Source organism: Aquitalea magnusonii (assembly GCF_002217795.2).
Lineage (GTDB): Bacteria > Pseudomonadota > Gammaproteobacteria > Burkholderiales > Chromobacteriaceae > Aquitalea > Aquitalea magnusonii_B.
On sequence record NZ_AP018823.1, the window covers coordinates 2,714,155 to 2,734,867 of the forward strand.

The window sequence follows — 20,713 nt, forward strand, 5'->3', positions numbered from 1 at the left end:
TCCGGTATACGCCGGTGAAAACAGCAAAAAACCGCCAACTGGCGCTACTACAGCAAAAGTCGGGCCAGAATTTCAGCACTGAATCTGTCTTTTTTGCCCCACAATGTGGCAAAAATGGCAACTCTGCCCCATAACAGCACAAAAGCCACCTTAAAGGTGACTTTTGTGCTTGGCATGCCGACATGCGGACAGGGCGATCTTGCGCACCATCCACCGCTGCCGGCCGCTTCATCTTAGCTAGACCAGTTGGAAGGGATAAACCGAACCCAGCCGCATGATGCGCGTCAGCTCGTCCAGCGCCGTGCGGCATTCGTCCAGCAGCAAGGGGTCGGCCAGATCATCCGCACTCAGGCGATCGCGGTAATGCCGTTCCACCCAGGCGTTCAGCGTTGCGAACAGATCATCGCTCATCAGCACACCCTGGTTGACTGCGGCAATCTCGCTGGCCGACATCGCCACCCGCAAACGCAGGCAAGCCGGGCCGCCGCCATTCTGCATCGACTGCTTGAGGTCGAACACGCGGATTTCATTGATCGGGCCACCGCTGCTGCTCAGCTTTTGCAGATAGCTCCACACGCTCTCGACGTTGCGGCACTCTTCCGGCACCACGATAATCATGCTGCCATCCGGCTTGGACAGCAGTTGGCTGTTGAACAGATAACTCTTCACCGCCTCGGCCACGCTCACTTCGGCATCCGGCACCTCCACCGGCACAAACTGCCCGCCCACGGCCGCCAGCTTGCGTGACAGCTCTTCCAGCACCCTGCCCTGCTCCAGGAAAGACTTTTCATGGTGGAACAGCACATTGCGGTTGCCCACCGAAATCACGTCATTGTGGAACACACCGGCATCGATAGTGGCCGGGTCCTGCTGGGCATACACCACGCCGGATTCCGACAAACCATGCAGGCGCGCCACGGCCTGGCAGGCTTCCAGCGTCTGCCGTGCCGGGAAGCGCTGCGGGGCCGGGTAACGACCATCGAATGCTGCCGCGCCGAACACGAAGAACTCCACCCCGGCAGCATCATATTCGGCACAGAAGCGGGTGTGGTTGGCCGCACCTTCATCACCAAAGTGCATCTGTGCCGGCAGCGCCTCATGCACCATGAAGTGCTGCTCATCGGCAAACATCGCCTGCAACAGACGGCGCGTGGTGGGATGCTCGATGGAACGGTGGAATTTGTTGTTCAGATTGGCCGGGGTAAAGTGCACCCGCTTGTCCGCGGTATCACCGGACGGGCTCACCGTAGCGGCATTGGCCGTCCACATGCAGGAAGCGGACGAAGCTGCCGCCAGAATGGCCGGGGCTTCCTTGGCGGCACGTGCCACCACTTCGCCGTCGCTGCCGGAAAAACCCAGGCGGCGCAGGCTGGCCACGTCCGGGCGCTCGTGCGGGGCCAGCACGCCCTGCTTGAAGCCCAGGTCGTGCAGCGCCTTCATCTTGGCGAGCCCCTGTTGGGCCGCCTGTTTGGGATTGGACACTGCCTTGGTATTGCTGGTGGAAGCCACATTGCCAAAGGACAGGCCGCTGTAGTTGTGTGTCGGCCCAACCAGGCCGTCAAAATTCACTTCGTAGGCGTTCACAGTGTAATCCCCGGAGAAAGTTGGGCAGGCACGGTCAGGCTGTCGCATTCCAGCGAGGCCACCGGGTAAGCGCAGTAATCGGCGGCATAGTAGGCGCTGGGGCGATGGTTGCCCGATGCGCCGATGCCACCAAACGGAGCTGCACTGGAAGCACCGGTCAGCGGCTTGTTCCAGTTGACCACGCCGGCGCGGCTTTCCAGCAGATAGCGTTCGTACAAGGCACGGCTATCCGACAGCACGCCACCAGCCAGGCCAAAGCGGGTGTCGTTGGCGATGGCGATGGCTTCGTCAAAGTCGGCATAGCGGATGACTTGCAGCAGCGGGCCGAAGAACTCTTCATCCGGGCGATCCACCGCGGTGCTGTCGATGATGCCGGGCGACAGGATGGCGGCATCCGGTGTCAGGCGGCGCATTTCCAGCAGGCTCTTGCCGCCATTGTCCAGCAGCCAGGCCTGCGCCTTGAGCAGGGCTTCGGCAGCGGCATTGGAAATCACCGCGCCCATGAACGGTGCCGGTTGCTCGTCGTACTGCCCCACTTTCAGCTTGGCGGTGACTTCAACCAGGCGAGCCAGCAGCGCATCGCCCCACGCGCCTTGCGGCACCAGCAGGCGGCGCGCGCAAGTGCAGCGTTGGCCGGCCGACACGAATGCGGACTGGATGATGTGGTGCACGGCGGCATCGACATCGGCCACGTCTTCCACGATCAGCGGATTGTTACCGCCCATTTCCAGCGCCACGATCTTGTCCGGCTGACCACCGAAATTGCGGTGCAGCAGTTCGCCAGTGGCCGAGCTGCCGGTAAAGAACAGGCCGTCGATACCCTTGTGGCCAGCCAGGGCGATGCCGGTTTCACGCGCGCCTTGCAGCAGGGCAATCACCCCGGCCGGCAAGCCGGCTTCCGCCCACAGGCGTACCGTTTCCTGCGCGGTCCACGGTGTCAGCTCGGACGGTTTGAACAACACGCAGTTACCGGCCAGCAGCGCCGGGACGATATGGCCATTGGGCAAATGGCCGGGGAAGTTGTACGGGCCGAACACGGCCACCACACCATGCGGCTTGTGACGCAGCACCGCCTGGGCGTCGCCCATGGTCGCGGCGCGCTCGCCGGTACGCTCGTTATAGGACTTCACCGAAATCTCCACCTTGTTGACCATGGTGGTGACTTCCGTCAGCGCTTCCCACATCGGCTTGCCGGTTTCCTTGGCAATAATGGTGGCCAGCGCATCCTTGTTGGCCGTCAGCAGTTCGCCAAAGCGGCGGGCGATGGCAATGCGCTCGTCCAGCGCGGTGCGAGCCCAGGCCTTGAAGGCCTGGCGCGCATGGCTGATGGCCGCATCCACTTGTCCGGCACTGGCACCCTGCCCTTGCCAGATGGTTGCAGCGGTAGCCGGGTTGGTCTTGCTCAGAGCTGCGCCGGCACCAGCCAGCCATTCACCATTGATAAACAAAGTAGTCATGCGTTCTCCTTGGGCGACAGTGCCACGCAGCGCACGTGGTCGCCTTCCTGCACGTTCAGGGCCTGCGCCTGTTCCGGCGTCAGGCAGAATTCATGAGTGGGGGCTGGCGCTTCTGCCAGAATCACCCGGAAACCGGTCAGCGATTGATTGGATACCAGGTAATGGCAACGCTCCCCTTCGGGCAGCGGGTCCAGCACGCGGGCAGTCACGGTGCGGCTTTCCTTCACCGCACGAATCTCGCTGGTATACGCCTGCACGGTAGGGCCGGCATCGAAAATGTCGACATAGCCTTCGTAGCGGAAGCCTTCGGATTCCAGCATGGCCACCGCCGGGCGGGTGTTGTCGTGGGTCTTGCCAATCACCGCCTGGGCATCAGCCGGCAGGAAATCGACATACACCGGGTGCTTGGGCATCAGCTCGGCCACGAACGCCTTTTGGCCGACGCCGGTGAGGTAATCCGCCTGGGCAAAATCGATGGAGAAGAAGTGACGTCCCAGCCCTTCCCAGAAGGGGGAGCGGCCATCCGCATCGGATACGCCACGCATTTCCGCCACCACGGTCTTGCCGAACAACTGCGGGAATTGCGCCAGGAACAGGAAGCGGCTTTTGGACAGCAGGCCGCCATTACGGTTGGCACGGAAATCCGGGTGCAGAAACAAGGTACACAGCTCGGAATAACCGGTATGGTCGTTGGACAGGAACAGGGTTTCGTGACGCGAGTACACCCCCAGTTCGTCCGAGGCATGCACGATGGTGCCCACGCGGTAGTTGTACCAGGGCTCCTTCAGGCCAACGGCGGCTTCCAGCGCGCAGATGCCACCAACCTGGCCGGTTTCGCTGTCTTCCAGCACGAATACATAGCCCTGGTCGGCGCGGTCCAGCTCGCCGGCAAAGGACAGTACCGAACGGCTGATGCGACGCGACAGGCGTTCTTCATTTACCGGCAAGGAGGTAAGGCCGACACCGGCACTACGCGCCAGATTCATCAGGCCGGGCAGATCGCTATGCGCGATTGGGCGGATAATCATCATGCTGTCTCTCCTCAGCCTTGCTGCAAGCCGACCACACGCACGGTGTCGCCGCTGCTTACACCCAGCGCCTGTGCGGCATCCGGGTTGATGAAGGCCACACCATCGACAATGGCCACACGAATGGCTGCCGCCACGAAGTCACCCACTTGCTGGTTGCACACCAGATGCATGCTGGCCTGGGCCGGCAGGCTGGCGGCCACTTCCACCGGATAACAGCGGTTGCGCTCCAGCGTTTGCAGACGGTCCAGCTCGGCAGTCAGCACCGCGCCACCATCAAAGATGTCGATATAGTTGTCCGCCTCGAAACCTTCGGTGGTGAGCAGCTGACAGGGACGCTCGAAATTGGCGTGGATCTGGCCAATCGCGTTTTGCGCATCATCCGGCAGCAAGGGCACATAGATGGGATAGCTGGGCATCAGCTCGGCAATAAAGGTTTTGCTGTGGCCGACGAAAGCCTGTTCCACCTGCAGGAAATCCATATTGAAGAAGCGGCGGCCAATGGCGTTCCAGAACGGCGACTGACCGGCATCGTCATGAATGCCCTGCATTTCGGCAATGATGCGGCGGCCAAAGCGCTGCCGTGCCGTAGCGATGAACAGCAGGCGCGCGCGGGACAACAGTTCGGCGGCCAGCGGCTCCAGCACGTTATCGGCATAGAAGCCGCACAACTGCACCATGCCGGTAAGGTCGTGACAGATATTGAGCACATGCACCCGGTTGTTCACCTTGAGGGTGCGCGAGGCATGCACAAAGGTTTCACTGCGGTAGCTGTAAAACGGCTCGTCAAAACCGGCACAGGCGCTGATGGAGGCAGTACCCACCACTTCGCCGGCGGATTCCAGCACGAACATATAGTATTCGCTGCCGGTTTCTGCGGTGGCTTCAAACTCGAACGAGGATGAGGACTGCTGGATCCGTTCGAACAGCTTGTCCCGATTGTTGGGCAGGCTGGTCACACCGATGCCGCTGGCTACGGCCATTCTTTCGATGGCGGGCAAGTCGGCAGTGCGGACGGGGCGCACGATAAACATGGAAACCTCCCTCTGGGGGGTAAGCCGCTGCGCCGTTTCGCGGGCGCAGCCGTACCCACAGCCACGGCAAGGCCGGGCTGTGGTGTCTCTTGCAGGATGAAACGAGGCTTACTTGGCGGCGACGAGTTCGGCCACGGCAGCATCAAAACGCTGCAGCGCTTCATCGATGTCGCGCTCTTCCACCACCAGCGCAGGTGCCAGACGCACGACATTGACACCGGCTACCAGCAGCAACAGCTGATGCTTGCTGGCGGCGTTGACAAAGTCCTTGGCGCGACCGGCAAAGGCATCGCTCAGCACGCAGCCCAGCAGCAGGCCCATGCCACGCACTTCCTTGAATACCTGGTACTTGTCGTTGATGGCATTCAGGCCATCGCGCAGACGCTGGCTCTTGGTGCGCACACCGGCCAGCACTTCCGGGGTGTTGACGATTTCGATCACCTTGAGGGCAACCGAGGCAGCCAGCGGGTTGCCGCCATATGTCGTACCGTGGGTGCCGACCGAGAAGCTCTGGGCAATCTTGTCGGTGGTCAGCATGGCACCAATCGGGAAACCGCCACCCAGCGACTTGGCACTGGAGAGGATGTCCGGCGTCACGCCGTATTCCTGATAGGCGTACAGCGAACCGGTACGGCCCACGCCGGTTTGAACTTCATCGAAAATCAGCAAGGCATTGTGCTGGTCGCACAGTTCGCGCGCGGCTTGCAAGAAGGCCTTGTCAGCCGGCAGCACGCCGCCTTCGCCCTGTACCGGCTCGATGACCACGGCGCAGGTCTTGTCAGTGATGGCCGCCTTGAGCGAGTCGATATTGTTGAACTCGAAATGCTGGATGCCGGCTGGCACCGGAGCAAAGCCTTCGGTGTACTTGGGCTGGCCACCCACACTCACGGTAAACAGGGTGCGACCGTGGAAGGAATTCTTGCAGGAGATGATTTCGTTCTTTTCCGGACCGAAATGATCGGCAGCATATTTGCGTGCCAGCTTGAAGCAGGCTTCATTGGCCTCGGCACCGGAGTTGCAGAAGAAGGCACGGTCGGCAAAGGTGGCGGCAGTCAGCGCATGTGCCAGCTTCAGTACCGGCTCGTTGGTGAACACATTGGACACATGCCACAGTTTGCCAGCCTGTTCGGTCAGCGCAGCCACCAGTTGCGGGTGGCAATGGCCCAGCGAATTCACGGCGATACCGCCAGCCAGATCAATGAATTCACGACCATCCTGATCCCAGACACGCGATCCCAGGCCCTTGACCGGAATGAAGGCAGCCGGGCCGTAGTTGGGGACCATGACCTGGTCGAAATCAGCGCGGGTGATCGAATTGCTCATCTTTTTAGTTCCCTTCCTGCTTGGTCCTCCGTTCCTGCCTGCTGTCCGGGGCAGTAAACGGCATTGTTATGATTTAATACGCTTGAAATGATTCTAATCGAATCTTCCGGCCAACCCATATCCGGTTTGCGACATCTGCTTATAAAATTACTTGACCTATCTCAAATGCGTCAAACAGAAATATTTCACTTTACTTTCAACAACTTGCGCATTCAAACAAGGCAATAACACCATACGCGGCGCAAAATCATTACTGCGTAAGCCGCCTGACTGCCGCAATCGCGACATCCATCCCGCCGACTGTTAGGCACGCACGCGCCCAGAATGCATCTGCCATCCTGCCTTGCAGGCACAAAAAAGCCCGCATCGCTGCGGGCTTTCTGGCTTACCGGCAGGCCGGTATTTACTGCTGGGTCTTCAGACCGAAGGAGTCGGCGGTTTCGCGCGCAACCTTGGATTCGTCTTCCAGCAGCGCCTTGATGGACAGGCGGATGCGACCGCGATCATCCATTTCGATGGCCTTGACCTTCACAACCTGGCCTTCTTTCAGGTAGTCGGACACATTCTTGATACGCTCGTTGGCGATCTGGGAAATGTGTACCAGACCATCCTTGCCCGGCAGGATGGAAACGATGGCACCGACGTTGTTGTCGAGGATCTTCACTACGGTACCTTCGTAGATCTTGCCCACTTCAACTTCAACGGTGATTTCTTCAATACGCTTCTTGGCAGCCTCGGCGCCTTCACCGGAGATGGAGGCGATGGTGATGGTGCCATCTTCCTCGATATTGATCTCGGTGCCGGTATCCTTGGTGATGGAGCGGATGGTTTCGCCGCCCTTGCCGATCACGTCACGGATTTTCTCCGGGTTGATCTTCATCACGTACAGACGCGGAGCGTGGGCGGACAGCTCTTGCGGGCCTTCCACGGCTTCCTTCATCAGGCCCAGGATATGCTGACGGCCTTCCTTGGCTTGTGCCAGGGCAACCTGCATGATTTCCTTGGTGATGCCCTGGATCTTGATGTCCATCTGCAGGGCGGTGATGCCTTCGGCAGTACCGGCTACCTTGAAGTCCATGTCGCCCAGGTGATCTTCATCACCCAGGATGTCGGTCAGCACGGCAAAGCGGTTGCCTTCCAGGATCAGACCCATGGCGATACCGGCAACGTGGGCCTTCAGCGGCACACCGGCGGACAGCAGCGACAGGCAGCCACCGCAAACCGAAGCCATGGAGGAAGAACCGTTGGACTCGGTGATTTCCGAAACCACGCGCATGGAGTAACCGAATTCGGATTCCGGCGGCAGTACGGCAACCAGGGCACGCTTGGCCAGACGACCGTGGCCGATTTCACGACGCTTCGGCGGGCCCATGCGGCCGGCTTCACCGGTGGAGTACGGCGGGAAGTTGTAATGCAGCATGAAGCGCTCGGTGTATTCACCGGCCAGCGCGTCGATGATCTGCTCGTCCTGCTTGGTGCCGAGGGTGGTTACCACCAGGCCCTGGGTTTCGCCACGGGTAAACAGGGCGGAACCGTGGGTGCGCGGCAGCACGTTGCTGCGGATGCTGATCGGGCGCACGGTGCGGGTGTCGCGACCGTCGATACGCGGTTCACCAGCCAGAATCTGGCCACGCACGATTTCGGCTTCCAGACCCTTGAAGATGCCCTTGATTTCGTTGGCCAGCAGGGTGTCGGTTTCTTCGGTGATCAGCGCAGCCTTGACGTCGCTCCAGGCGTCGTTGATGGCTACGGTACGGGCTTGCTTCTGACGCAGACGGAAAGCATCAGCCAGCTTGGCACCGGCAATGCCGCGTACCTTGGCGATCAGCTCTTCGTTCTTGGCCGGAGCGGTCCAGTCGAACATCACCGGGTTCACTTCATCAGCCAGTTCGTTGATGGCCTTGATGGCGGCTTGCATCTGGTCGTGACCAAATACCACGGCGCCCAGCATCACGGCTTCGGACAGTTCCTTGGCTTCGGACTCGACCATCAGCACGGCCCGCTCGGTACCGGCAACCACCAGATCCATTTCGGAAGTGGCCAGTTCGGTCTTGGTCGGGTTCAGGATGTATTCGCCATTGGCGTAACCCACACGGGCAGCACCGATCGGGCCGGCAAACGGCAGGCCGGAGATGGCCAGTGCAGCGGAGGCACCAATCATGGCCGGGATGTCGGAATCCACTTCCGGATTCAGCGACAGCACGGTGGCCACGATCTGTACGTCGTGGTAGAAGCCTTCCGGGAACAGCGGGCGGATCGGACGGTCGATCAGGCGGCTGGTCAGCACTTCCTTCTCGGACTGCTTGCCTTCACGCTTGAAGAAGCCACCCGGAATTTTACCGGCAGCGTAGGTACGCTCCAGGTAGTCTACGGTCAGCGGGAAGAAGTCCTGACCCGGCTTGACGTTTTTGCCGCCAACAACGGTCACCAGGACCACGGTTTCATCAACAGATACAATAACGGAGCCGGAAGCCTGGCGTGCTACTTCGCCGGTTTCCAGGGTAACGGTCTGGTTACCATACTGAAAGGATTTGGTAATTTTATTGAACACAGGGCATCCCTTAGTCAAAATTGTTTTTTCAAGCTGAAAACACAACGGGAACCCCTAAAAATTCGGACCGGCTTCGATCAAAATTTCTAGAGGCTCCCCCCGTTGTCACAGTAATACAGCGTGCTTGAAGGCCAGCGTGAAAAAGTCGCAGACTTGCTGCGACTTTTTCAAACCTGAACCAATTACTTGCGCAGACCCAGACGGGCAATCAGAGCGCGGTAGCTGTCAGCATCGGTACGCTTGAGGTAGTCAAGCAGGCGACGACGACGGCTCACCATCTTCAGCAGACCACGACGGCTGTGGTGATCCTTGGTGTTGGCTTTGAAGTGCGGGGTCAGATCGTTGATACGAGCGGTCAGCAGTGCGATTTGCACTTCGGACGAACCGGTATCGCCTTCCTTGTGCTGGAAGCTTTTAACGATGTCTGCTTTTTGGGCGGCGGTCATTGCCATTTTGGGTAACTCCAAATCAGGTAAGGATCTTGCGATCCGACAAGTGCAGCGAGCCGGTTTCCCAACCCATCTGCACTTCGCTAGCAGGCTGTCTGTTTGACAGCCAGGAGTCTGATCGGGTGCAGCATGTCATCATCCCGCAGCTCGGCCAGACCCAGAAACTCCGCGTCCACATCGCTGTAAACACGAAAGCGCGTCATTCTCGCACACTCGCCGACAAAACGCACGGCCTGTCCGTGAATAAAACGCGCGACGCTGGCTGCATCCAGCGTATGTGCCGGAAAGTGTTGCACCAATACGTCGACCGGCAACAGCAGCGCTTCGCGCCCGGCCATGTCCAGCGCTTCCACATCGGCCAGGGTATGGGCCTCGGACAACTGGAAGCCGCCGGTGGTGGTGCGGCGCAAACCGGTCAGATGGGCTGCACAATCCAGTGCAATGGCAATGTCTTCGGCCAGCGTGCGAATATAAGTGCCCTTGCTGCACAGCACGTCGATTACCGCTTCCACGCCATCAAAGCTGACCAGTTGGAGCGCGTGAATGGTGATGTTGCGCGGCTCCCGCGCAATTTCAATGCCTTCGCGCGCGTATTCGTACAGCGGCTTGCCCTGATGCTTGAGCGCCGAATACATCGGCGGCACCTGGCTGATTTCACCGACAAACTGCTGCATCACTTGCAACAGACGAGCTTCATCAAAGGCAATCGGGCATTCGCGCACCACTTCACCTTCGATGTCCCCCGTGCTGGTGGCGGCACCAAAACGCACGGTGGCACGATAGCCCTTGTCGGCATCCAGCAGATAGGAGGAAAACTTGGTGGCCTCCCCCAGGCACATCGGCAACAGGCCGGTGGCCAGCGGATCCAGCACGCCGGTATGCCCTGCCTTGGCGGCATTGAGCAGCCAGCGCGCCTTTTGCAGCGCATTATTGCTGGAAATGTCGTAGGGCTTGTCGATCAGCAGCACGCCATCAATCTGGCGGCGGTTGCTGCGCGGCTTGCTCATTCGGCGCTACCTTCTTCATCTGCGACCGGGGCAGCAGCATCGACCTGACCGAATTTTTCCGCATCTTCCTTGGCCACCTGGTTGATCAGGCTGGTCATGTGCATGCCGCGCGATACCGACTCGTCGTAGACAAAGTGCAGTTGCGGCGTGGTGAACATCTTGATGCTGCGGCCCAGTTCGGAACGCAGGTAACCGGCGGAGTGCTCCAGTGCTTCCTGGCTGACTTCGCGGGTCTTTTCGTCCATCACGGTGTAAAACACTTTGGCGTGGGAGTAGTCACGCGTCACTTGTACGGCGGTAATGGTGATCCAGCCGACACGCGGGTCTTTCAGACCGGTACGCACCAGCTCGGCCAGCTCGCGCTGAATCTGTTCAGCAATGCGGTCGGCGCGGGAGAAACCTTTTCTGGCTTTGGCCATGATTTCCATCCTGTAGTTATGAAAGCGGCCAACAGCCAGCCGGGCGGATACCCGGCCTTGTGTCAGCCGCCTTGAATGCAAAAGGCGAGCGCCTTCGAGCCTGAGCCCAAAGCACGCCCGCCGGGGAGTTGCCGCTTACAGCGAGCGGGCCACTTCCACGATTTCGAACGCTTCCAACTGGTCGCCTTCCTGGATGTCGTTGAAGTTCTTCAGCATCAGGCCACACTCGTAGCCCTGCTTCACTTCCTTCACGTCGTCCTTGAAGCGCTTGAGCGAGTCCAGTTCGCCGGTATGCACCACTACGTGGTTGCGGATCAGGCGGATCGAAGCAGTACGCTTGATCAGACCGTCGGTCACCATACAACCCGCAATATTGCCCACCTTGGATACCGGAATCACCTGACGGATTTCCACCGTACCCAGGATCTGTTCCTTCTTCTCCGGAGCCAGCATGCCGGACAAGGCTGCTTTCACTTCGTCCACGGCATCGTAGATGATGCTGTAGTAACGGATGTCCACGCCTTCGTTTTCGGCCAGCTTGCGTGCTGCGGCATCGGAACGGGTGTTGAAGCCGATCACGATGGCCTTGGAAGCAATCGCCAGGTTGATGTCCGATTCCGAGATACCACCCACGCCGGAGTGCAGGATGCTGACGCGCACTTCGTCGGTGGACAGCTTCTGCAGGCTGCCGGCCAAGGCTTCGTAGGAACCCTGCACGTCGGCCTTGATGATGATGGAGAGGGTTTGCACCTCGCCACTGCCATCGGCCATCTGGGCGAACATGTTTTCCAGCTTGGCGGCTTGCTGCTTGGCCAGGCGTACGTCACGGAACTTGCCGGCACGGAACAGGGCGATTTCACGCGCCTTGCGCTCGTCGGTCAGCACCATGGCGTCTTCACCGGCTTGCGGCACGTCGGACAGACCCAGGATTTCCACCGGGATGGCCGGGCCGGCACTGTCGATGGCCTTGCCGTTTTCGTCGATCATCGCACGAACGCGACCGAATGCCGTACCAGCCAGTACCACATCGCCCTTCTTCAGGGTGCCGGACTGCACCAGCAGCGTGGCAACCGGGCCACGGCCCTTGTCCAGACGGGCTTCCACGATGATGCCCTTGGCCGGGGCGTCAACCGGAGCATTCAGCTCCAGCACTTCCGCCTGCAGCAAGATGGCTTCCAGCAGCGCGTCGATATTGGTGCCTTGCTTGGCGGACACTTCCACGAACTGGGTATCACCACCCCAGTCTTCCGGCACCACTTCGTGGGATACCAGTTCCTGGCGGATACGTTCGGCGTTGGCACCCATCTTGTCGATCTTGTTGACCGCCACCACCATCGGCACCTTGGCGGCCTTGGCATGGTGAATGGCTTCGATGGTTTGCGGCATCACGCCGTCGTCGGCAGCCACCACCAGCACCACGATGTCGGTGGCCTTGGCACCACGGGCACGCATGGCGGTAAACGCTTCGTGACCCGGAGTATCCAGGAAGGTGATCATGCCGCGCGGGGTTTCCACGTGGTAAGCACCAATGTGCTGGGTAATGCCACCGGCTTCGCCCGCGGCCACTTTGGCGCGACGGATGTAGTCCAGCAGCGAGGTCTTGCCGTGGTCGACGTGACCCATCACGGTGACAACCGGCGGACGCGGCAGTACGGCCACTTCCACTTCTTCGCCTTCCGGCTTTTCCAGGTAGGCTTCCGGATCGTCCGCCTGTGCCGCACGCGGCTTGTGGCCCATTTCTTCCACCACGATCATGGCGGTTTCCTGGTCCAGCACCTGGTTGATGGTCACCATCATGCCCATCTTCATCAGGACCTTGATCACCTCGACGCCCTTGACGGCCATGCGGTGAGCCAGATCGGCCACGGAGATGGTTTCCGGCACCAGCACGTCATGCACGATGGGCTCGGTCGGAGCCTGGAAGGCATGCTGGTTGTTTTGCTTGTGCTTGCCCTTGCCGCCGCGGGATTTCCAGTCATTACCGGCATCGCCGCCCTTGGTCTTCAGACCGCGGCCACCCTTCTTGCCTTCTTCCCAGCGCTCGTTGCCCTTCTTGGCGCTACCGCCCTTTTTGGCATCCGGACGGCCGGCAACGGTTGCCGGCACCACCGGGGCTCCCGGCGCAGCGGCTGCAGCCGGACGCGGGCCACGGTTGTCACCTGCCGGACGCGGACCACGGTTGTCGCCAGCCGGGCGCGGGCCGCGGTTGTCGCCAGCCGGGCGCGGGCCGCGGTTGTCGCCAGCCGGACGCGGGCCGCGGTTGTCGCCAGCCGGACGCGGGCCACGGTTGTCGCCAGCCGGGCGCGGACCACGTTCGTCACGACGTTCTTCGCTGCGGGCTTCTACCGGTTTGGGGGCTTCTACCGGCTTGGGTGCCGGGGCCGGCTGCTGCGCAGCCAGACGTGCCGCCTGACGGCGCTCTTCGCGTTCGATCTTTTCGCGCATCAGCTCTTGCTGACGGGCACGGAAAGCAGCCTGGCGCTTTTCTTCTGCTTCGCGGGAGGCTACTTCTTCCGGCGACAGAATGGAGGCCACTGTGCGTACCGGAGCCGGTGCAGGCTTGGCAGCAGGAGCAGCTTCCTTGGCCGGGGCTTCCGCAACCGGGGCGGCCGGTGCGGCGGGCTTGGATTCCACCTTGGGTTCAACCTTTGCTTGCGGTTCCGGCTTTGCTTCCGGTTTAACTTCAACCGGCTTGGCTTCTGCCGCCGGAGCAGGGGCAGAAACAGCTTCAACAGGCTTGCTCACCGGAGCAGCGGGTGCCGCTGCCGCTGCAGCAGTTTCTGCAGCCGAGGCAACCGGGCTATCTTCCGGGCGAACCACGACACGCTTCTTGCGTGTCTCCACTTTTACCGTACCACCGTCAGCGGTCTTGATTTCACTGGTGGACTTGCGGGTCAGCGTAATACGCGACTCATCACGGGCGCCATGCGAACGCTTCAGGTAGTCGAGAAGCTGGGATTTATCCTGCTCGGAGAGCGTATCATCCGGTGCGCGCTTGGACACTCCCGCCGCACGAAGCTGTTCCAGCAATCGTTCAGGCGTGAGGTTCAGCTCACCGGCAAACTGTTTTACATTCGTCAATACCATGCGTCTTCCCAAATTCCGTAAATACTTCCCGAAGAAGCCTTACTGGTTGAACCAGTGTTCGCGCGCTTTCATGATGATTGCACGTGCAGCTTCAGCTTCAATGCCGGTCATGTCCACCAGATCGTCGACGGCCAGATCAGCCAGGTCATCCCGCGTGGACACGCCGTTCTCGGCCAACTTGCGAACCAGTTCGGTATCCAGACCTTCAATATCCTTCAGGTCTTCGGACACACCTTCGACTTTCTCTTCGGACGCAATGGCCTGAGTGAGGATGGCGTCACGTGCACGGCTGCGCAGTTCATTCACCAGCTCCTCGTCAAAACCGTCGATCTCCAGCATTTCGGCGATCGGCACATACGCCACCTCTTCCAGGGTGGCAAAACCTTCCTGTACCAGCACGGTGGCCGTTGCTTCGTCCACACCCAGGTGAGTGACGAACAGGTCACGCAGTTGCGCATCTTCCGCCTGGTGTTTCTCTTCCGCTTCGGTCACGGTCATGATGTTCAGGTACCAGCCGGTCAGCTCGGCAGCGAGCTTCACGTTCTGGCCACTGCGGCCAATGGCCAGAGCCAATTGGTCTTCCTCGACCACCACGTCCATGCTGTGGTTGTCTTCGTCGATCATGATGCGGTTTACTTCTGCCGGGGACAGTGCGTTGATGACGAACTGTGCCGGCTCCGGCGCCCACAACACGATGTCGATGCGCTCACCCGCCAGTTCCTGGGTAACGGCCTGAACGCGGGAGCCGCGCATGCCGATGCAGGTACCTTGCGGATCGATGCGGGCATCATTGGCCTTGACGGCGATCTTGGCACGCAGGCCGGCATCGCGGACTGCTTCCTTGATTTCCAGCAGGCCTTCTTCGATTTCCGGCACTTCCAGTTCAAACAGCTTGATCAGGAATTGGCTGGAAGTACGCGACAGCACCAGTTGCGGGCCACGACCCATGCGGTCGATACGCAGCAGGAAGGCCTTGACACGGTCGCCCACGCGCAGGTTTTCCTTCGGAATCATCTGATCGCGCGGCAGTACGGCTTCCAGCTTGCCGCATTCGATGATGGCATTGCCACGCTCGATGCGCTTGATGGTGCCGGTGATCAGGTGTTCGCGACGCTGCAGGAATTCATTCAGCAACTGCTCACGCTCGGCATCGCGGATGCGCTGCAGGATGACCTGCTTGGCAGTCTGCGCGCCGATGCGGCCAAACTCGACAGCTTCCATCGGCTGTTCAATCACCGCGCCTACTTCAATGCGCGGATCATCGTCACGCGCATCGGTGATGGTGATTTCACGGCTTTCGTTTTCGATCAGCTCGTTCTGCACCACCGTCCAGCGACGGAAGGTTTGATATTGCCCGGTGTGACGGTCGATTTCGACACGCACATCCATTTCGTCATCGGTAAACTTCTTTTTGGTTGCCGAAGCAAGCGCCATTTCAAGGGCGGAAAAAACCACGTCCTTGCTGACGTTCTTCTCGCTTGCCAGGGCATCAACCAGCAGCAAAATCTCGCGACTCATGCATTCCTCCGAATTTTTGTCCTTGTGCGCGGCACGAGGCCCCGCCTGCGCTCAAAACTCAGGCTCTAGCCTGGCTTTGTCGATATTGGTCAGGGCAATTGCCACGATGCGGCCGCCGTCCACTTCCAGCTTGACCGCGCCATCTTCAACCCCGGCAAGACGACCGGCAAACTTCTTTTGCTGCTCGACCGGCATGCGTGTCTTGATCTTGGCAAGCTGTCCGGCAAAGCGCACGAAGTCCGCCTCTTTCTTGAGAGGACGATCCAGCCCCGGGGAGGAAACCTCGAGCCGTTCGTAATTAACGTTTTCAACCATGAACAGACGGGTCAGGTGGTTGCTAACCTGCACACAGTCTTCCACCGTGATGCCACCAGGCTTGTCCATAAACACGCGATAACCGCCACCCTGGGTCATTTCGAAATCGACCAGCTCATAGCCTAGACCTGGCAGGGTGTTTTCCAGCAGCAAACGAACATCCATTGCTTCTTTCCACAAATAAAAAATGGGCGAAACGCCCATCCCTAAACATCGCGATTGTAACCCATTCCCGTGAAAAAGAAAACCGAAGCCTGTCAAGGCCCTATCCGCCGGGGTGGCACCCACCAGCCTGTGCTTTGCGCGAGTTTTTTACATACTGTAAATTAGCCGCAACCTGACGGAGTTCAGGTATATAGGAAGGGGCGCAACGCCCGTTCGAAAATTCAGAAACAATTATATAGAAGACGCTCGCCACCGCACACGTTGCAGGCGCGGCACTCTCGTATCAGCACGATGGAGAAACCCTACATATGGAAAAGGTTTGGCTAAAGAATTACCAGCCGGGGGTAGCACACGAGATCGACATCAACCAGTTCCAGTCGATTGTCGAAGTGTTTGACCGCAGCGTTCACAAGTTCCGCGACCGCCCCGCCATGGCCAATATGGACAAGGTGCTGAGCTATGGTGAACTGCAAACGCTGACCGAGCAGTTTGCCTCCTATCTGCAAAACACCCTCAAGCTGCACAAGGGGGACCGTGTCGCGGTGATGATGCCCAATCTGCTGCAATATCCGGTAGCGGTATTCGGCACCTTGCGCGCCGGCTGCACGGTGGTGAATGTCAATCCGCTGTACACCCCGCGCGAGCTGGAACACCAGCTGAATGATTCGGGTGCGGAAACCATCGTCATCCTGGAAAACTTTGCCGGCGTGCTGGAGGAAGTACTCAAGCGCACCAAGGTGAAGCATGTGCTCATCGCCTCGATTGGCGACATGCTGGGCTTCCCCAAGCGCCTGCTGGTGAACTTTGTGGTGCGCAAGATCAAGAAGATGGTGCCCGCCTGGAACATCCCCGGCCACATCCGTTTCAACGACGCACTGGCGGCAGGCGCAAGCCAGCGCTTTACGCCGGTGGAAATCAAGCACGAAGACATTGCTTTCCTGCAATACACCGGCGGCACCACCGGGGTATCCAAGGGTGCCATGCTGGTACACCGCAACATCATTGCCAACATGCTGCAGGCCGGTGCCTGGGTGAAGCCGGTGGCCCGCGAAGGGCAGGAAATCATCGTCACCGCCCTGCCGCTGTATCACATCTTTTCGCTCACCGCGAACCTGATGATCTTTACCGAGCTGGGCGCGCTGAATGTGCTGATCACCAACCCGCGCGATATTCCGGGTTTCATCAAGGAAATCAAGAAATACCGCGTCACGGCCATTACCGGCGTCAACACCCTGTTCAATGCCCTGCTTAACCACCCTGACTTCAAGACCGTGGACTTCTCCAGCTGGCGGCTGGCGCTAGGTGGCGGCATGGCGGTGCAAAAAGCGGTGGCCGACAAATGGAAGCAACTGACCGGCGTAACCTTGGCCGAAGCCTACGGTCTGACCGAAACCAGTCCGGCAGCCTGCATCAATCCGCTGGATATCAAGGCATACAATGGCACCATCGGCCTGCCGATTCCGTCCACCGATATTGAAATCCGCGGTGCCGATGGCCAGGCCCTGCCCCAAGGCGAACAGGGCGAGCTGTGCATCAAGGGGCCACAGGTGATGAAGGGCTACTGGAATCGCCCGGACGAAACCGCCAAGGCGATCGACGCGCGCGGCTTCCTGGCCACCGGCGACATGGCCATGGTGACGCCGGAAGGCTTTGTCAAGCTGGTGGATCGCAAGAAGGACATGATTCTGGTGTCCGGCTTCAATGTCTACCCCAATGAGGTGGAAGACGTGATTGCCAGCCACCCCGGCGTGCTGGAGGTGGCCTGCATCGGCATTCCCGACGACAAGTCCGGCGAAGTGGTAAAGGTATTCGTGGTGAAAAAGGATGACAGCCTGACCGAGAAAGACATCATTCATCACTGCCGCGAAAACCTGACCGGCTACAAGGTACCCAAGCTGGTGGAATTCCGCAGTGAATTGCCCAAGACCAATGTCGGCAAGATCCTGCGGCGCGCCCTGCGCGATCAGGAAGTAAACAAACAGGCCTGAGCCTCACCCCAGCAGCCCGCGTCAGCGGGCTTTTTTGATGGTGACTGTTGCTTGCCGCCGACTGCAGGCACAATACGGCCATACTAGACAGCATGCTGTCAGAGCCACCATTAGATTTGTATCGGAAAACCCAACCATGCTGATGCTGCCATTCTTCAAGCTGATGGCCGACAAACAGGCCAGCGACATCTTTTTCACGGCGGAAGCGCCGCCGCAGATCAAGATAGACGGCATAACCCTGCCGATCAACGACAAGCCGCTGTCGGCGGATATCGTGCGCCAGTTGGCCTACAGTCTGATGAATGAAACCGAAATTGCCACCTTCGAGCGTGAGCTGGAGATGAACTTTGGCCGGCTGGTTGAGGGACTGGGCAATTACCGGGTGAATATTTTCAAGCAGCGCGGCACGGTGGCCATGGTGGTGCGCTTCATCCGGCCGCGCATTCCGTCGCTGGCCGAGCTTAACCTGCCCGATACCTTGCAAAGCCTGGTGCAGCAAAAACGCGGGCTGATCATCGTGGTGGGGGCCACCGGCAGCGGCAAGAGTTCCACCGTGGCCTCCTTGCTGGAGCATCGCAACCAGACCCAGTCCGGCCATATCCTGACGGTGGAAGACCCGATTGAGTTTGTCTACCGCCACCAGAAATCCATCGTCAACCAACGCGAAATCGGCGTAGATACCTTCTCTTACGAAAACGCGCTGAAAAACGCCATGCGTGAAGCGCCGGACGTGTTGATGATTGGTGAAATCCGCGATGCCGAAACCATGACGCATGCCATCAACTATGCCCAGTCCGGCCATTTGTGCCTGTCTACGCTGCATGCCAACAACAGTTATCACATGCTCAACCGGGTGATCAGCCTGTTTCCCACCGAAAGCCGCAATGCGCTGCTGATGGATTTGTCGGTTTCCTTGCGCGCAGTGATTTCGCAGCGCCTGGTACCCAGCAAGGATGGCAAGCAGATTCCGGCCCTGGAAATCCTGATCAACACCCCGCATATCGCCGAGCTGATTCGCAATGGCGAGATCGACCAGATCAAGGAAGCCATCGAAAACAGCATGAGCGAAGGCGCACAAACCTTCGAGCAGTCGCTGTTCCGCCTGTATCAGCAAGACCGCATCCTGCTGGACGATGCCTTGAAAAATGCCGACTCGCCCACCAACCTGTACTGGCTGATCAACCACGCCCAAAGCAAACAGACAGAAACCAAACCGATTACCACCCCACCACAGAGCAAGCAAGACCCCGACAAGACTGCCACCAGCTTTGACGGATTCACCCTGGATTTATAAGCAAGCACACAACATGATTACCCTCTACGGCATTCCCAATTGCAATACGGTCAAAAAAGCCCGCCAGTGGCTGACCGATCATCACATCGACTTTGCCTTCCACGACTTCAAGAAACAGGGCGTGACCGAAGCCCAGTTGCAAGCCTGGATTGCCGAAATCGGCCTGGACAAGCTGATCAACCGCCAGGGTACCACCTGGCGCGGCCTGTCCGACGAACTGAAAGCCCAGGCCGCCACGGCTGAAGGCGCGATTGCCGTGTTGCAGGCGCAGCCCTCCATCATCAAGCGTCCGGTGCTGGAACGTCCGGGCAAGCTCAGCGTGGGTTTCAACGAAGCCCAATGGGCCGAGGAGTTTGCCGCATGAGCAAGACGCTGGAGCTGACCTGCGAGCTGATCCGCCGCGATTCCGTCACCCCGTACGATGCCGGCTGCCAGCAACTGCTGGCCGAACGCCTGCAGGCACTGGGTTTTGTCATCGAACCGATGCGCTTTGGCGAAGTGGACAATCTGTGGGCGCGGCGTGGCACGAGCGGGCCGCTGCTGTGCTTTGCCGGCCATACCGACGTGGTGCCCAGCGGCCCGGTGGAGCAATGGGACAGTCCGCCGTTTGAACCGCGTCAGCGCAACGGCCTGCTGTACGGGCGTGGCGCGGCCGACATGAAAGCCTCGCTGGCCGCCTTCATCACCGCCATTGAAGCCTTTGTCGCCGCTCACCCGGATCACCCCGGCAGCATTGCCCTGCTGTTGACCTCGGACGAAGAAGGCGTGGCGGTGGATGGCTCGGTCAAGGTGGTGGATACGCTGGAAGCGCGTGGCGAGCTGATTGACTACTGCATTGTCGGTGAACCCACTTCCGACCAGCAACTGGGCGACACCATCAAGAACGGTCGCCGTGGTTCGCTGTCCGGTCGCCTGGTGATTCATGGCATCCAGGGCCATATCGCCTACCCGCACCTGGCCAAGAACCCGGTCCACCTGATGGCCCCGGCGCTGGCCGAGCTGGCTGTCACCGAATGGGACCGTGGCAACGACTTCTTCCCGCCTACCAGTTGGCAGGTGTCCAACATCCACGCCGGTACCGGTGCGGTCAACATCATTCCCGGCCTGTGTGAAATCCGCTTCAACTTCCGCTTCAGCCCGGAAAGCTCGGTGGAATCACTGAAAGACCGGGTGCATGCCATTCTGGACAAGCACGGCCTGGGTTACGAGTTGCACTGGTCCCTGTCCGGCATGCCCTTCATCACCGCACCGGGCGCATTGACCGATGCACTGGGCGAAGCCATCTATCAGGTCACCGGCCATAGCGCCGAACTGTCCACCACCGGCGGCACCTCCGATGGCCGCTTCATCAAGCGCATTGCGCGCGAGCTGGTGGAGTTTGGCCCGGTCAACGCCACCATCCACAAACTGAACGAATGCGTGGAAGTGGCGCATCTGGAACCGCTGGCCGAAATTTACCAGCGCACCCTGGAAAAGCTGTTACTGGCCTGAGCC

Annotated in this window: 16 protein-coding genes; 4 read left to right on the forward strand and 12 right to left on the reverse strand. The window is 59.7% G+C overall.

Annotated features, from left to right (window positions below; genetic code table 11):
* Positions 1 to 237 precede the first annotated feature (237 nt).
* The 12 genes from astB to rimP all read right to left on the reverse strand — a co-directional run bounded on the left by astB (position 238) and on the right by rimP (position 15,937).
* Positions 238 to 1,584: an N-succinylarginine dihydrolase gene (gene astB / locus DLM_RS12885; protein ID WP_197715401.1), complete on the reverse strand. Its 1,347-nt coding sequence runs from the start codon at positions 1,582 to 1,584 to the stop codon at positions 238 to 240.
* The gene (gene astD, locus DLM_RS12890) at positions 1,581 to 3,041 is read right to left on the reverse strand and encodes a succinylglutamate-semialdehyde dehydrogenase (protein WP_089085993.1); all 1,461 of its coding nucleotides are present in this window, start codon (positions 3,039 to 3,041) and stop codon (positions 1,581 to 1,583) included. The genes astB and astD overlap by 4 nt, the downstream gene beginning before the upstream one ends.
* Positions 3,038 to 4,072, reverse strand: coding sequence for an arginine N-succinyltransferase (astA, locus tag DLM_RS12895; RefSeq protein WP_089085992.1), 1,035 nt, complete (start codon positions 4,070 to 4,072; stop codon positions 3,038 to 3,040). Before astA ends, astD begins: the two co-directional genes overlap by 4 nt.
* 11 nt (positions 4,073 to 4,083) lie before the next feature.
* Positions 4,084 to 5,103 carry an arginine/ornithine succinyltransferase subunit alpha gene (gene aruF, locus DLM_RS12900; protein ID WP_089085991.1) on the reverse strand — a complete coding sequence of 340 codons (1,020 nt, stop codon included), beginning with the start codon at positions 5,101 to 5,103 and terminating at the stop codon, positions 4,084 to 4,086.
* Between the two features lie 108 nt (positions 5,104 to 5,211).
* Positions 5,212 to 6,426: an aspartate aminotransferase family protein gene (locus DLM_RS12905; RefSeq protein WP_089085990.1), complete on the reverse strand. Its 1,215-nt coding sequence runs from the start codon at positions 6,424 to 6,426 to the stop codon at positions 5,212 to 5,214.
* Positions 6,427 to 6,829: 403 nt separating this feature from the next.
* A complete protein-coding gene (gene pnp, locus DLM_RS12910; protein WP_089085989.1) occupies positions 6,830 to 8,977 on the reverse strand; it encodes a polyribonucleotide nucleotidyltransferase in 2,148 nt (715 codons plus the stop codon).
* Positions 8,978 to 9,159: 182 nt separating this feature from the next.
* The gene (rpsO, locus tag DLM_RS12915) at positions 9,160 to 9,429 is read right to left on the reverse strand and encodes a 30S ribosomal protein S15 (RefSeq protein WP_045845302.1); all 270 of its coding nucleotides are present in this window, start codon (positions 9,427 to 9,429) and stop codon (positions 9,160 to 9,162) included.
* Between the two features lie 80 nt (positions 9,430 to 9,509).
* Positions 9,510 to 10,433 carry a tRNA pseudouridine(55) synthase TruB gene (truB, locus tag DLM_RS12920; protein WP_089085988.1) on the reverse strand — a complete coding sequence of 308 codons (924 nt, stop codon included), beginning with the start codon at positions 10,431 to 10,433 and terminating at the stop codon, positions 9,510 to 9,512.
* Positions 10,430 to 10,852, reverse strand: coding sequence for a 30S ribosome-binding factor RbfA (gene rbfA / locus DLM_RS12925; protein WP_089086342.1), 423 nt, complete (start codon positions 10,850 to 10,852; stop codon positions 10,430 to 10,432). The genes truB and rbfA overlap by 4 nt, the downstream gene beginning before the upstream one ends.
* A gap of 135 nt (positions 10,853 to 10,987) precedes the next feature.
* On the reverse strand, positions 10,988 to 13,939 hold the full coding sequence (gene infB / locus DLM_RS12930) for a translation initiation factor IF-2 (protein ID WP_089085987.1): 2,952 nt from the start codon (positions 13,937 to 13,939) through the stop codon (positions 10,988 to 10,990).
* Between the two features lie 39 nt (positions 13,940 to 13,978).
* Positions 13,979 to 15,457: a transcription termination factor NusA gene (gene nusA / locus DLM_RS12935; protein ID WP_089085986.1), complete on the reverse strand. Its 1,479-nt coding sequence runs from the start codon at positions 15,455 to 15,457 to the stop codon at positions 13,979 to 13,981.
* A 51-nt stretch (positions 15,458 to 15,508) separates the two neighbouring features.
* Complete coding sequence (gene rimP, locus DLM_RS12940; RefSeq protein ID WP_089085985.1) at positions 15,509 to 15,937, reverse strand: ribosome maturation factor RimP; 429 nt, start codon at positions 15,935 to 15,937, stop codon at positions 15,509 to 15,511.
* A gap of 308 nt (positions 15,938 to 16,245) precedes the next feature.
* On the opposite strand from rimP, the gene DLM_RS12945 reads away from it, so the two are divergent.
* The 4 genes from DLM_RS12945 to dapE all read left to right on the forward strand — a co-directional run bounded on the left by DLM_RS12945 (position 16,246) and on the right by dapE (position 20,710).
* Positions 16,246 to 17,925: a long-chain-fatty-acid--CoA ligase gene (locus tag DLM_RS12945; RefSeq protein WP_089085984.1), complete on the forward strand. Its 1,680-nt coding sequence runs from the start codon at positions 16,246 to 16,248 to the stop codon at positions 17,923 to 17,925.
* A gap of 136 nt (positions 17,926 to 18,061) precedes the next feature.
* Positions 18,062 to 19,219 (forward strand): PilT/PilU family type 4a pilus ATPase, encoded by a 1,158-nt coding sequence (locus DLM_RS12950; protein ID WP_089085983.1) that lies wholly within the window; start codon positions 18,062 to 18,064, stop codon positions 19,217 to 19,219.
* Between the two features lie 13 nt (positions 19,220 to 19,232).
* A complete protein-coding gene (locus DLM_RS12955) occupies positions 19,233 to 19,583 on the forward strand; it encodes an ArsC family reductase (RefSeq protein WP_089085982.1) in 351 nt (116 codons plus the stop codon).
* Positions 19,580 to 20,710 (forward strand): succinyl-diaminopimelate desuccinylase, encoded by a 1,131-nt coding sequence (dapE, locus tag DLM_RS12960; RefSeq protein ID WP_089085981.1) that lies wholly within the window; start codon positions 19,580 to 19,582, stop codon positions 20,708 to 20,710. The genes DLM_RS12955 and dapE overlap by 4 nt, the downstream gene beginning before the upstream one ends.
* Positions 20,711 to 20,713 lie beyond the last annotated feature (3 nt).